We start from the raw sequence: 13,727 nt of genomic DNA, 5'->3' as shown, positions 1-13,727 counted from the left end.
TACCGATTCTTATAAAGCTGGATAAAAGCATTGTAATAATACCGACCCAGATCAGGAACTGTCCTAACTGATCCATCCCATATCTGCCTATCATAAACTGCCTGAATTTCTCTTTCATTATTCTTTACCGATTAGCCACGAAACCTGGAAGGAAGAATACTGTGGCATCCTTTCTTTTATATTTTCCTTTCATTCAATACGCTAAAGGGGCTCTCTGCCCGCTTAAATTTATAACAGGAAACGAAACAATTGAAAAACAACGGAGGTAATTGAAAAAAGTGTTTTCTTTGCCGGAGTAAGCTCCTTTATCTGAACGGAAGCATTACTGGCATAGCTTTCATCTTCCTTTACTTTCAACGATTCCTTTTCCACCATTTCCATGTTAGCTTCCAATAAACGGTTGAATTCCTTTCCCCTGATTACCAAAGCAACCTCCGTATCGATGTAGGTGCTTCGCATATCCAGATTATAGGACATCACTGCTGAAATATCATCATCAATCACTATGGATTTTGCATGAATAGAATGGCTCCCGTAAAATTCGTACAGGTTGATTCCTGTTGCTGTTATTTTCTTTCTGTTCAAGGTGTAATCGGAAGAAGCCATAAAGTTATCCCCTACCGCCGTGGAATTCAGCAGCATTTTGATATTAGGCTGGGCTTTTACCGCTTCTGTAATTTCTTTATACATATCCTTGCTGAACACCGCATAAGGTGTTTGTATGAATACTCTCTCCCTGGAACCCTTCATAAGGGCGACCAGTTCGGAAAATACCACCGGTTCCTTGGCATAAATATGGGTAGGATTTGCAAGTAAGACAGCATTGTCAATAGGCACGGTCAGCTTTTCATAATCACTTGTTGTATCAAATATATCCTTTTTCTGCTCCTTTAATTCCAGATAATGAGAAAGGAGTTTTTCCCTTGCCCGCCTGACATCCTTTATATAAAAAGGAGTTTTTTCAAAAACAGGCTTACATACCTTTAAATTCCAGACACCTTCAAAATAATCATAGGTATCCTTTATAACCTCCTTCTTGTTATCCTTTGTATTCTTATAAATAAGGACCTCCCGGTCAAAACTGGCACTGTCACTGTAACTGCCAAGAAAATAATCAAAGGTATTTCTTCCCCCCGATAAAAGGAGGTCATCATCTACCAGAAGATATTTGTCATGCAGTCTGCCATGAATGGTCCATGGCTTTAGAAGATTTGGCACATTGTAAAAACGTATTTCAATATTAGAATGGCTGCCTGCTGCATAATAATCCGATTCCTTAGCCATATGCAGTGTCCCATATAAGCCGTCCACCAATATCTGAACCTTTACTCCTCTGTCTGCCGCCGCAAGGAGCGCTCCAAAGATATCGTCGGAGCTTTTTCCGGGCCGTATATCAAAGGTAGATAATACGATTCTTTTTTTTGCATCTTTTATCATTCGAAGGCGGATAGTAAGAGCTTCTTCATTGGTTTCTACAATACCAGCCCTCAGCCCATCTGACTGCCCGTAAATTTTACCGGCCGTGACAGCATCCGCTTTCGATACCTTATATTTGGGCTGACGGATAAAGGGGAGGGAGGAACCGATTATGATATATAATAAAAGTACAAATGCAGTAATTGATATGACTTTTGTTTTTTTCATAGGAACCTGCTCTCTTCTGCTCTATCTTAAGATTTTATTAGTAAGTCCAGTAACCACCATAACTCAGGAACTGTGTGTTTGTCAATGGACCTGGGACATTCTTAATTTACTTTTTATATATATCAGACTTTTTTCATGAATTTGCTTATGTTATACTTGATTTGGATATCATAAGTTAATCCCAGTCTTCATTTATGAATATATGGGGTGTAAAAAATGCAGCGAAGTGACATTCTCTGGATTGAATTAAAAAAATTACAGAAAAGAGACGTACAATGAATTGTAGAATCGGCTGCGGCGCATGCTGTATCGCTCCTTCCATTTCCTCTCCCATTCCCGGAATGCCCCAGGGTAAGCCTGCGGGGGTACGCTGCCTTCAGCTTACAGAGGACAATAAGTGTAAATTATTTGGTGACGACAGGCGTCCAAGGGTATGTAAAAGCCTTACTCCCTCCCTGGAAATGTGCGGTACTGATGAAAGCTATGCTTTTGATTACTGGAAGACCCTGGAATCATTAACAACAAACTAATAGTGGCATTTTTTCCTTTGCTTATGCATATATAACAGTAATTCCAGTTTAATAAAATCCATCAATGAGCGGGGAAATATTATGGACAATACCACTAAAACACTGCAGCCCATCGTCAGAGATCAATATTACGGTAAACTTCAGGTACATGTAATATGCGAGGCCGGCCACAGGCCGGTCGACACTGCAACCATAAATATCTATGACAGGAATGATCCTGATGTTTTAATTGACAGCCTTGTTACAAATATATCCGGTACAACGAAGACAATCGATCTGAAAGCTCCGGCTCTGGAATACAGTATGCAGCCCCCCGGTCCTATGCCTTACTCCGAGTACCTTCTTGTAGCAAGTGCCCCCGGCCTTCAAACCGTTATCATTGATGGAGCACAGATATTACCGGAGACTTCTTCCCTGCAGACAATCTCCATGCCCCGCCTTAACAGTTCCGATGAAAACTCAAAGGTAATTGTAATTGAACCCCACTACCTCTATGGAAATTACCCGGTAAATGTATATGAACCCGAAGTAAAGGAAATGCCGGAATCGGATGCCCCTACCATTATTGCCATTCCCGAATATCTCATCGTACATAATGGTATACCAAGTGATAATGCTGCCACCGACTATAATGTTGAATACAGGGATTATATTAAAAATGTAGTCTCCAGTATTATCTATGCCAATTGGACCACTGCCACAATTTATGCTGTCATCCTTTCCACCTTATCCTTTTCTCTCAACCGTTATTTTACAAACTGGTACCAGAGACAGGGCTACTCCTTTCACATAACCACATCCACTGCCTATGACCAGCTGTGGATTTACGGCCGTAATATTTATGACAACATCAGCATAGCCGTAGACTATATGTTCAATTTATTTTTAGCCAGGCCGGACATATTGCAGCCCATACTGACCCAAAGGTGCCGGGGTACCATAGTGGACTGTCCCAAGATGATGTCCCTGTGGGGTGCCAAGGCCCTGGGAGATACAGGCTATGATACCATGTATATCCTTCATTTTTATTACGGTGCTGATTTGTTTATCAGTTATACCAATGAAATAACCGGTTTGGTCTTCCCCTGGCAGGGAGAAGAATTAAAGCCGGGAAGCAAGGGCGGAAATGTCAACGCCCTCCAAAAAATACTGTCCCTGATAGCACGGGCTTATCCTGCCATCCCTCTATTAGAAGAAGACGGAATCTTTGGCCCAAAAACAGAAAAGGCTGTATTAGCCTTTCAGGAAATCTACCATCTTCCGGAAACCGGTATTGTAGACGCAGCAACCTGGTATTCCATTCGAAGCCTGTACAATAGTCTTCTGCAAGCAGAACAGCATTGCAGATAAGCCCAGTTTCAATATATTCACAGGCAATTTGCACAAAGCAGAAAGACTCATGCGCCTTGGAACCAGTACATGAGTCTTTCTGCTTTGTGCAAATTGCCGTCCCATTGTGAAAGACCGCCCTTTTAAAATTATTATTACAAAATCACATCCCCGTCATTCAGTTATTCCATTCCAAAACTTTACTCCAACAGCTCCGCCAGTTCTCCCATATATACAATATGAAGTTCATGCAGAGCCCTGGTAATTGCCACATACAAAAGCTTGGCATCCGCATCACTCTTTTCATAATTGTCCCTGTCCGGATTCCATAAAAGTACACTGTCGAATTCCAGCCCCTTTGTCATATGAATGGGAAGCACCATAATTCCGTTTGTAAAGTTCATTTCTTCCAGGTCATCCTTTAAAGGCTCCAGGTCCATGAGTTCTTTCAGCTTTTTGTGTACCTCTTTGGTTTCCTCCTCCGTCCTGCAGATAACGGCTTGTGTGGTGTATCCCGCTTCCTTGCTGCAATTTATGATTTCTGCAGTTCTTTGCAGCATTTCCTCTTCCCGTTCTGCCTTATAAACCTCGACCTCACTGCCGTGCCTGATAATGGGTTCAATATCATAGGTCTTAAAGGTACAGTGCTTTAATACCCTGCTGGCATAATTTGATATCTCAACGGTATTCCGGTAGCTTTTTGCTAAAACATAGAACTTATCCTTCTCCTCAGAGAACACTTCTCTCCGTAAGGCCTCCCAGTCATTCATTCCGGTATCATAGTGAATGTTCTGCGTAATATCTCCCATGATTGTATAGGTGCAATTTGCAAACAGCTGCTTCATGCAGTAGAATACCGAAACGCCAAAATCCTGGGCCTCATCGACTATAATATGGCTGACATATTCAAAATCTCTGGTCAGCTTTAACCTTCTTTTCAGATAGGTAAGCATGGCAAGGTCATAAATGTCAATTTTTTTGCCGGTAAAATCGCTGATAAGAAGATTTACCGCCTCCTTCTCCGGCAAATGAAAAGGAAACCCGGCATAGCGTCCGTTATCCAAAAGGCTCTTTAGAAAATTCAGGTAGATATCTTCCAGATTGTACTTTAAAGCCTTTTTCCCGAAATACTCCTTGTATTTCTTTGCTTCAATGCTTATGATTTCTTTCTCCTGCTGCTCTCTTTCATTTACCAGCCTGATTTTACTGACCAGGCGCTTATTTAAGAGTTCCTGCTTCTCCGAGAGAGGCTTCTCCTTAAAAATGCTGAGAAATTCCCGTATTTCATTTTCCGAATAAATATTTTTCCCATGATAGATAATATCTTCCGGGCGTAAGACGGTAGTTTCATACCAGTCAAGATAACATTCCAGGGCTTTTATAAAATCCAGGGAGCCTTTATACCGCTTTAATAAAGTTCTTGTGCTGTCATTTTCCTTATGCTTCATACGGCTTTTTGCAAAGGGGCTAACCAGGGTATATTTTTTCTTTTTGAAATCAAAATCCTTATCCAAAAGAACGATTAAAAATTCCTCCAAGGTCATCTGGTTGATATTATAGACGTCCAGATTCGGAAGCACACCCGTAATATAATTAAGAAGCATCTTATTGCTGCCGATGATATAGAACTCGTCTGAGCGGCATCTTTCCTTATAGTTATACAGGATATAGGAAATACGGTGCATGGCAACAGTGGTTTTACCGCTTCCTGCCACTCCCTGTACAATAACACTATGCCAGGGCGTATCCCTTATAATGTCATTCTGCTCCTTCTGAATGGTTGCAATGATTTCCCCTAATACCACCTCTTTATTTTTTCCCAGATACTTTGTCAGAAATTCATCATTTGCAATCACATCCGTATCATAGTAATCCACCAGATTGCTATCCTGAATTTCAAAGGTCCTCTTCAAATTCAGTGAAATAAAAATCCTGTCCCCATAGGGTGACAAATAGGAGCTTTCCCCTACATCACTGTCATAATATACACTGGAAACCGGAGCTCTCCAATCCACAATGATAATCTCCGTACTGCTTTTGCTGACCCCATTCTTTCCAATGTATAAGGAGAACTGCTTTTTTTCCTCTTCCTCCTCCCCTTCTCTTACTTCCATTCCCAACTCTCTGTAATCAATACGCCCAAAGAAAGGCTTCTTCAAAGCTGCCAGGTTCTTGCTCAGGGACCGCTCTAAATCCGTCTGTCTGCTAAGTCCGATAACAAGGTCATTATGAAGCTCCGGATTGTCTGACCGGTAATTATCATACATTTCCTTTGTCTCCGCACGTACCTGGACAAGCTCTGCAGTCTGTGTTTCCACATTATATCGGATGATTTCCACACATTCTTTTAAATAATTTTCTTCCCTTTCCCACTCACTTCTTAGCTCTTCATGTCTTTCCATCAAATGGTCTTCTTCCATTTTTCCATTCTCCATGATACCCTCCTATAGGTCTACTGCGAACTAATGGTTTAAGTCCGGTTAACAGGCTACTTGTAAATATTAATGGAAATTTCAAAAAAATACTAGACTTTTCTTTTCACTTATGGTATCATTCATAATGTAGTTTACCTAAAAATACGAAATCGAGTTGTCAGACAATTCTGACAGCTTTTTTTATGCCTATTCCATAAAAAAGGTCCTCCATAAATGGCAGGAATGTGTTTTTCACACTCCCGCACATTTATGGTAGAACCTTTTTCATATTTATGAAATTTTTTATATCTATTTCAGGATATCTTGCGTCAGCACCTTGATATCCCAGATGCTGCCTGCTTTTTCATCCAACAGCACTTCGGTATTACTCCCTTTATAACCTCCGGATATTTTTCCTATCCGTTAAAGCAATTTTAAGAATAATTACTTTATTATCTCCTAGATGTCCTTCTATTAATCTTCCTCCTTGTCCTAACATCCATATCCCTTGTTCTACTGATGTTCCTTTCCAAAGAACGATACGCCTATTTCCATACCTATATCTATTGTACATTTAGGCGGTTCATAGTCTTTAAGCGGTTCTAATATATCACTTAATACTCTGAAACAAATTTTGCTATAACGACATAATAAAATCTTTTCTAATTTTTTGTAGTCGTTCAACTCTTTCCGCAATTAAGTTTCTATAACTTTCTTGTGTATATCCCTCTTGTATATAACCTTCTGGACATACCTTAAAATGAGAGAGCATCCCTATTATTGATGGTATTTCTATCATGAAATAGATAATGAATCTTTTGGGGTAGGAATCGTCATTCGCATAATCCCTTATCACTTCTCTGATTAATTGCTCCATTTTTATAAATGACTCCTCATTCCAATCCGCATTCATACGAACGAAATACATTAATTCTTCATCGGATCCTAGATATTCATAAAATTTTTTTAAGCTAGCTTTCATCATATTTAACACCCTCCCAAATTTGTTTTTTTATTAGGTATTTCACCCTCTACCAGTACTTCTTTCGCCCCTTTTGCCATCTTGTTTGCTCTATGGATATCACTTCATGGAGCTGCGCTACCTGCATCACCCAAATGAGCTATCCTGCCTTCCGGGGTTGACAAATCAATTTTCGCATTATGAATCGCATCTAAATCAACACTAACAACACTTGTACCAGAATTAGCAGCCCATCGTTCCGCAAATCCCTTATCCCTTGTAAAGGAAATAAATTGTTCTCCGTATCCAGGAGTCTATTCATGCAGTACATGTTCTATCGGCAAAGCATTTGCAAAAGGATTCTTGGGAATAAGACCTAATCCCGCCTTTATATTTTTAATATCCATCTGACTCAAAGCTCGATATACAAATATCTTCCCATCCGAACATATCTACTCGTGAATTTGAGTCGTTGACGTAAGAATATGCATTCATTCCACCCTCAAGCCCAATCGAATCAGCTTGATTTGCTATAACGACATAATAAAATCTTCTATAACTTTTTGTAGTCGTTCAACTCTTTCCGCAATTAAGTTTCTATAACTTTCTTGTGTATATCCCTTTTGTATATAATCTTCTGTACATACCTTAAAATGAGAGAGCATCCCTATTATCGATGGTATATCTCTCATGATATAGATAATGAATCTTTTGGGGTAGGAATCGTCATTCGCATAATCCCTTATCACTTCTCTGATTAATTGCTCCATTTTTATAAATGACTCCTCATTCCAATCCACATTTATACGAACGAAATACATTAATTCTTCATCGGATCCTAGATATTCATAAAATTTTTTTAAGCTAGCTTTCATCATATTTAACACCCTCCCAAATTTGTTTTTTTATTAAGTATTTCACCCTCTACCAGTACTTCTTTCGCCCCTTTTGCCATCTTGTTTGCTCTATGGATATCACTTTCTAGAGGTGCTCCCAGAGTTTTCTCTTCCCTTCTTCTCCAACCTCCCATTCATGCAGAAGTGTATTGCCTGACCATAAAAAACGAATAACGTTTTTGTATTGATGTGTTCTCTGCTCACGGGATTCCTCCGCATAAAGTTACTGGTTCTTCACCTTGTCCGTATAAGAATTTTGTTTTCTCCGCTTAGTTAATGGTATGACAAAGGTAACATATATAACCCGCAAGGTTGTATTTTCCTTACGGGTTATATATGTCGCTCTAAAGTGACGCAATAAAATCCTTTTGTAGCTTTTCCAATCGTCTAATTCTCCCGGCAATTAAGATTCTGTAGCTTTCTTGTGTATAACCATCTGGCCATGTATTACAAAACATGTTATGAGAAATTGTGCCTATTATTAGTTTGATGATTTCAATACAATAGTACGCATATCCTTTATGGCAGAAATTATCCATTGAATATGATTATTAAATGGATAATTGTTCATTTAATATCCTCTTTTCCAAATCAATTGGATACCACACCACTGAAAATTCATACTTTTTTAGCTCATCTCGTGAAATAGGCCTCTCTTTTCCTGTACTTAAATGTCTCAGTCTAAAATCATCATCTAATCCAAAAGCCATTTCAATATTATTGTAATTGGAGTCTTTAAACTTATCATAATTTTCAGTCCGACCAACTATTCGCCATCTTTTTTTGGAAATAGCATCCCAAAATATTTGAACAGGGGAAAACATAATACCAGAATTCACAATTTCATTTATGTCTGTATGAGCAGAACCTATTTTTTTAAATATTTCAACTAGTACAGATGAACTTGTCTCTATAACTCTGCCAAATGCAAAATCTTTATCTAAATCTTTTTCAGACAACTTTGATTTGAGTTTCCAATCATCTTTTTCCATAAATAATGGGATACCAAAAATGCTGCCCTCTTCTATTTTCATATTAACAACTTCCTTTCATATTACTGCTATTTGATTGTTTATTATTAATTTTTTGATATTCAGCCTCAAACGCTTTACCTCTCGTATCAGTTCTATTATGCCTAAAGGAATTTTGTTGATTGGCTTTAGGGTTTGTAGTTTTAATTGTTTTATATTTTTCAATATAAGTCTGTTCATACGCTCTTCCCATAGCATAATCAACATTTTTATGCAAATCAACCTTTACATCAGTTGCAGGGTTATACCTACCTGAATTCGTATGCTGTCCTAAACGTACATTTGAATTTTGACTTATTCCTACATAAAAAGGCCTTGCTCCCGGTTTAGGCAAACCATTTATAACATCACTTTTATTGAATAAAGCATAAACATCTTGATTAGGACCAAATTGATCTAATCCAAATGGATCAATATAAATATTTGGATTACTTACATACCCATACAAAGTTGGATTATTCCCCTCAAGCCCAATCGGATCAAGTTGAGTATAACACCCGTCAGACGGCGAATAATACCGGAACCTGTTATAATATAATCCTGTCTCCATATCTTCATACTGCCCCTGATAACGGAATGGAATAAAGCCATCTTCGCCCACCAGATCTGTCGTTCTCCCATACCTGTCTTCCAGCCTGACTTTTACTCTTCCATAGATATCCAGTTCTCTTTCCCAGACCTTCTTTCCTTCTTCATCATAGGCTTCCACAGGAGTTCCCAGATAATCACTGATGATACTGTAAGCATCATTTTTTGTGAGTTTGGCCCTTGGTATGAAATCATCCTGGAATACCCAGGTAATCAGGCCATTTGGCGGTTCGCTTCCTTTCACCGCTTCCGCTCTGGCTTTTTGGTCTGCCTTTTCCTCTATCTTTAGAAGATAATCCGCTTTCTCTCCTGCTCTCTCCCGGAGTTTTCTTTTCCCTTCTTCACCAACCTCCCATTCATGCAGAAGGGTATTGCCTGACCATAAGAACCGGATAACATTTGTGTATTGACAGTTTTTCTGTTCACGGGATTCCTCCGCATACAGTGACTGGTTCTCCATCTTGTCCGTATAGGAATCCTGTTTATCCCTGCCCGCCCTTTTGAGCCAGCCATCACCAGCCTTTTCCCATGAGTCCTCTTCGGGAGGCACTCCGGCTTCTGCTTTTGAAAAGGATTGCTCACTTCCCTCTATGCTGACTGCTTTTTCAATTCGTCTGCCAAAGGGGTCATATTGGAAGTATACTCCACTTCGGTCTGGTTTCACAACCTTTTTCAGCATTCCATTTCCATAATAAGCATAGAACCATTGCTCTCCATTTGCTTCTGTCTTTTTCGTCAGATTCCCTTCTTCATCATAGAAGAACCTCGTGCCGGCCGGAGCCTTTTTCTCTTCCTGCCTGCCAGGCTGATTGTGATTTCTTTGACCCATATGGCTGATTCCGGACTGCTCTAAGCGGCTTCCGGCTCCATAGATACGGTCGCTTCGGTCCTTTCTTTCATACAGGTTTCCTACCTCATCCGTAGTCCGGAACAGCTCCTCAAACTGATTTGTTTTTGATCCCGCTAAATGACCGAATAAATCATAGGAATAGAGCACGCTGCCTCCGGTCAGTTCATTGGTGACCCGCTTTAGCTGCCCATTGATTCCCCATTCATATCGGCGTCTGCGAAATCCCCTCTCACCTCCTGCAGGATGTTCCTGCAGTCCCACTGTGTGATAAATGGGCCTGCCAATCTGGTCATATTCAAATTGGCTGCATACATTTCCGGATACCAGACGTCTTGTTTCCTGTCCCAATAAGTTGTAGTCCATTTGTGCCGTCCACTGCCTCTTTTTATTCCGGAAAGCGGCAAGCTCAATGACCCGTCCCATCACATTTCGTTCCATACGGATATCGGCACCAAAGCGGCTGGTTATTCGGGTACAGCTTCCTGACTCATCGTATTCCTTGGCTGCCCAGTCATAATCCTGCCATTCCCTGATAATCTGCCCGGTCTTGTCCCTCTCCAGTCTCAGTTTCACATGCTGGTTTTCTGCTTCTGCCAGATCACCGTTTTTATTATAAGTAAAAGCATCAAAGCTTTGGTCATGGTAATCTGTACGAACCACCTGACCAATCTTGTCATACTGATACCTGGTATACCGTCCTCCTGGGCGGCAGATTTTTGTAATTAGGCCGGAATAATCCCGCTCATAGACATATGTTTGACCGCCATATTGAATTTCCTTCGTAATATTTCCCTTCTCATCCCGGTCAAACTGCCAGATCTCCCCTTTTTCATTGGTGACGGAAACAAGCTGTTCTTCCCTATTATAATCATATCGGATGGTCCTCTCCCCTTGGGTACGGGAGGTGATACTGCCTAAAATGGTATAGGTAAAGCTTACTTCCATACGATTTCTTTATTCAGACGATTTGTAATCTGAAAAAAGCCTCCTGTGTTAATATGATATTTATCTTACGATATTATTATCGTATTAACTCTAGGAGGCTTTCCCATGTTCTAAGTTACGCTTATGCTTACTTTAAGCCTTTTCTATCGATACTGGGCACATTAAAATTATAGATTTCATCCTCTCGTGGGTCATTAAAACCGTTAAATTCATTAACTTTAACAAGAGAGAATAAGAATCCATAGTTTGGATTAGGATAATCTAATTTTTGCTTACGTGCATAGCCTTTAATAGATACAAGGTATTTACCGGACGGAACATCATAACGGAATCCTGCATGGCAAAGAATACCATCTAATGTCCTGTAGGAAACCTTATCTCCAACATAGTCACTTCTATCAAATATATTAAAATAAGATATACTTGTAATCCATACACTATCTTTAACAGTAAGATTAAATTGGCCATGTTCCATTTTCTGTTTCCACTCATCACCAAAAATCGGTTCTTGTCCCTCCATTTTTATTAAGTAATCTATACTATCTATTGGCAAAAATGGAAGCCATATTCCTGATTCTAACATTCTTAAGTATCTATTATGATTTTTTTGAAAATTAGCCAAAAGTTTTTTTGACCTGACTTTTTCTTTTTTTAAAAATTCATCAATAACAGGTAGTGAAAACAAACAAATACCATAATCTGTAACATCTAAAATTTTATCCATCTTAAAGCATCCTTTCTATGATCTACAACTAACAAGAAAACTCTCCTTTTGGAATTTTTCTTTTCGCCTGCAATTCCTTTATTTTTTCTAAAGTTTCTCCCGGCATAGCGTTATTCGTACTTAAATTAAAAAGACCTAATATCTTTGCCACCAATCTTGGAAATACCGGGTAACATTTGTGTATTGACAGTTTTTCTGTTCACGGGATTCCTCCGCATAAAGTGACTGGTTATCCACCTTATCCATATAGGAATTTTGTTTTCTCCGCTCGGTCAATGGTATGACAAAGGCAACATATATAACCCGCAAGGTTGTATTTTCCCTACGGGTTATATATGTTGCTCTAAAGTGACGCAATAAAATCCTTTTGTAGCTTTTCCAATCGTCTAACTCTCTCGGCAATAAAGATTCTGTAGCTTTCTTGTGTATAACCATCTGGCCATGTATTACAAAACATGTCATAAGAAATTGTGCCGCCCAGAGTTCACAGGCATTTTGGGAACCAGTTGGGCATTTGGGAACCGAAACTATTCAGAGAAGAGTTCCAGAGCCTTTTCTTGCAATTCTATCCCAATATCCTCTAATTCCTGCAATGTTTTATCTTCAAAGTCCCCTTTCTTAAATGAAAATGCCCCATAAATATCAACCATCGCTATCGCTATTTTTTTTGGAACAAACTTTTTATCTCTATAATACTCCAATGCAAAAGCCAATGCCTTTTTTACTCGATCTAACTGCTCCAAATCCAATTCCCTGTATGCTCTCAATTTTACCGGCACTGAATTTTCACTAACTAATCCATTATAAATTATATCTATTGCTTGTTCAATACGCACAAATTATCACTCCCTTCTATCTAATACATGATACTTTTTCAATCTTATCTGCCGGTACTTTTCCTTCGATTAACACTTCTTTGGAAGAAACCGCATTGGAATATGAACGCCCCCCTAATCCCACATTTCTTGCATTTGTTGGATTTGATACATCTACAATGCTTTTATTACCTAAAATATCAGGAATAACATCTTCAGTATCAAACCTCACCATAGTTTGTCCAGAATTGTTCCATTTCATAGCAACATTAATATCAGTTGTTGTGGAAATAAATTGTGATCCATTATGTTTAGTTCCGTTCATAATATGTCCAGCAACACTCATTCCTCTTCCAGGTACTCTAGCAGACAATCCTTCCGATATTATCTCATCTGGACGTAAATTCCTAAAAACCTCTATCAATCCCCATGGATCAATCCAAATGTTTGGATCCCTCACATACCCATAAATCGTTGGATTTCCACCTGCCAATCCTATCGGATCTTGCTGCGTATATTGCCCAATCTCCGGATCATAATATCGGAACCGGTTATAATACAAACCCGTCTCCACATCTTCATACTGCCCCTGATAACGGAATGGAATAAAGCCATCTTCGCCCACCAGATCTGTTGTCCTTCCAAACTTATCTTTCAGACTGGTTTTTACTCTTCCATAGATATCCAGCCCTCTTTCCCAGACTTTTTTTCCTTCTTCATCATAGGCTTCCACTGGGGTTCCAAGATAATCACTGATGATACTGTAAGCATCCTCTTCTGTGAGTTTTGCCCTTGGGATGAAATCATCCTGGAATACCCAGGTAATAAGACCATTTGGAGGTACGCTTCCTTTTACTGCATCCGCTCTGGCCTTTTGATCTGCCTTTTCCTCTATCTTTAGAAGGTAATCCGCTTTCTCTCCTGCTCTCTCCCGGAGTTTTCTCTTCCCTTCTTCTCCAACCTCCCATTCATGCAGAAGGGTATTGCCTGACCATAAGAA

At 39.4% G+C, this 13,727-nt stretch carries 11 protein-coding genes; 2 read left to right on the top strand and 9 right to left on the bottom strand.

Annotated features, from left to right (window positions below; all coding sequences use genetic code 11):
- Positions 1-228: 228 nt before the first annotated feature.
- Positions 229-1,644: a phospholipase D family protein gene (locus BUB77_RS03510; protein WP_073273039.1), complete on the bottom strand. Its 1,416-nt coding sequence runs from the start codon at positions 1,642-1,644 to the stop codon at positions 229-231.
- 275 nt (positions 1,645-1,919) lie between these two features.
- Here BUB77_RS03510 and BUB77_RS03505 point away from each other — a divergent pair, with 275 nt between their 5' ends.
- On the top strand, positions 1,920-2,174 hold the full coding sequence (locus BUB77_RS03505) for a YkgJ family cysteine cluster protein (RefSeq protein ID WP_073273037.1): 255 nt from the start codon (positions 1,920-1,922) through the stop codon (positions 2,172-2,174).
- A gap of 81 nt (positions 2,175-2,255) precedes the next feature.
- Entirely contained in the window at positions 2,256-3,524 is a 1,269-nt protein-coding gene (locus tag BUB77_RS03500) for a peptidoglycan-binding domain-containing protein (protein ID WP_073273035.1), read from the top strand.
- Between the two features lie 179 nt (positions 3,525-3,703).
- On the opposite strand, the gene BUB77_RS03495 is transcribed toward BUB77_RS03500, so the two are convergent.
- From BUB77_RS03495 to BUB77_RS30655, 8 genes are all read right to left on the bottom strand, one after another.
- Positions 3,704-5,938 carry a HelD family protein gene (locus BUB77_RS03495; RefSeq protein ID WP_073273033.1) on the bottom strand — a complete coding sequence of 745 codons (2,235 nt, stop codon included), beginning with the start codon at positions 5,936-5,938 and terminating at the stop codon, positions 3,704-3,706.
- Between the two features lie 616 nt (positions 5,939-6,554).
- Entirely contained in the window at positions 6,555-6,902 is a 348-nt protein-coding gene (locus BUB77_RS03490) for a hypothetical protein (RefSeq protein WP_073273031.1), read from the bottom strand.
- A gap of 506 nt (positions 6,903-7,408) precedes the next feature.
- A complete protein-coding gene (locus tag BUB77_RS03485; RefSeq protein ID WP_073273029.1) occupies positions 7,409-7,756 on the bottom strand; it encodes a hypothetical protein in 348 nt (115 codons plus the stop codon).
- A gap of 569 nt (positions 7,757-8,325) precedes the next feature.
- The gene (locus BUB77_RS03480) at positions 8,326-8,808 is read right to left on the bottom strand and encodes an Imm26 family immunity protein (RefSeq protein ID WP_073273021.1); all 483 of its coding nucleotides are present in this window, start codon (positions 8,806-8,808) and stop codon (positions 8,326-8,328) included.
- Between the two features lies 1 nt (position 8,809).
- Complete coding sequence (locus tag BUB77_RS03475; RefSeq protein WP_073273019.1) at positions 8,810-11,188, bottom strand: RHS repeat-associated core domain-containing protein; 2,379 nt, start codon at positions 11,186-11,188, stop codon at positions 8,810-8,812.
- A gap of 127 nt (positions 11,189-11,315) precedes the next feature.
- Positions 11,316-11,912 (bottom strand): hypothetical protein, encoded by a 597-nt coding sequence (locus BUB77_RS03470; protein ID WP_073273017.1) that lies wholly within the window; start codon positions 11,910-11,912, stop codon positions 11,316-11,318.
- Between the two features lie 527 nt (positions 11,913-12,439).
- Positions 12,440-12,748 carry a hypothetical protein gene (locus BUB77_RS03460; protein ID WP_073273014.1) on the bottom strand — a complete coding sequence of 103 codons (309 nt, stop codon included), beginning with the start codon at positions 12,746-12,748 and terminating at the stop codon, positions 12,440-12,442.
- 16 nt (positions 12,749-12,764) lie between these two features.
- On the bottom strand, positions 12,765-13,727 hold a 963-nt coding region (locus BUB77_RS30655; protein WP_207650826.1), incomplete at its 5' end, for an RHS repeat domain-containing protein.

It is taken from the genome of Anaerocolumna jejuensis DSM 15929 (genome assembly GCF_900142215.1).
Classification (GTDB): domain Bacteria; phylum Bacillota; class Clostridia; order Lachnospirales; family Lachnospiraceae; genus Anaerocolumna; species Anaerocolumna jejuensis.
Note: the sequence above shows the minus strand (reverse complement) of the source record. Positions and strands in the feature narration are given on the sequence as shown.

Excerpts from the sequence above, each read along its gene's own strand:
- BUB77_RS03510 (WP_073273039.1), bottom strand. The coding sequence starts at position 1,644 with ATGAAAAAAACAAAAGTCATATCAATTACTGCATTTGTACTTTTATTA.
- BUB77_RS03505 (WP_073273037.1), top strand. The coding sequence starts at position 1,920 with ATGAATTGTAGAATCGGCTGCGGCGCATGCTGTATCGCTCCTTCCATT.
- BUB77_RS03500 (WP_073273035.1), top strand. The coding sequence starts at position 2,256 with ATGGACAATACCACTAAAACACTGCAGCCCATCGTCAGAGATCAATAT.
- BUB77_RS03495 (WP_073273033.1), bottom strand. The coding sequence starts at position 5,938 with ATGGAGAATGGAAAAATGGAAGAAGACCATTTGATGGAAAGACATGAA.
- BUB77_RS03490 (WP_073273031.1), bottom strand. The coding sequence starts at position 6,902 with ATGATGAAAGCTAGCTTAAAAAAATTTTATGAATATCTAGGATCCGAT.
- BUB77_RS03485 (WP_073273029.1), bottom strand. The coding sequence starts at position 7,756 with ATGATGAAAGCTAGCTTAAAAAAATTTTATGAATATCTAGGATCCGAT.
- BUB77_RS03480 (WP_073273021.1), bottom strand. The coding sequence starts at position 8,808 with ATGAAAATAGAAGAGGGCAGCATTTTTGGTATCCCATTATTTATGGAA.
- BUB77_RS03475 (WP_073273019.1), bottom strand. The coding sequence starts at position 11,188 with ATGGAAGTAAGCTTTACCTATACCATTTTAGGCAGTATCACCTCCCGT.
- BUB77_RS03470 (WP_073273017.1), bottom strand. The coding sequence starts at position 11,912 with ATGGATAAAATTTTAGATGTTACAGATTATGGTATTTGTTTGTTTTCA.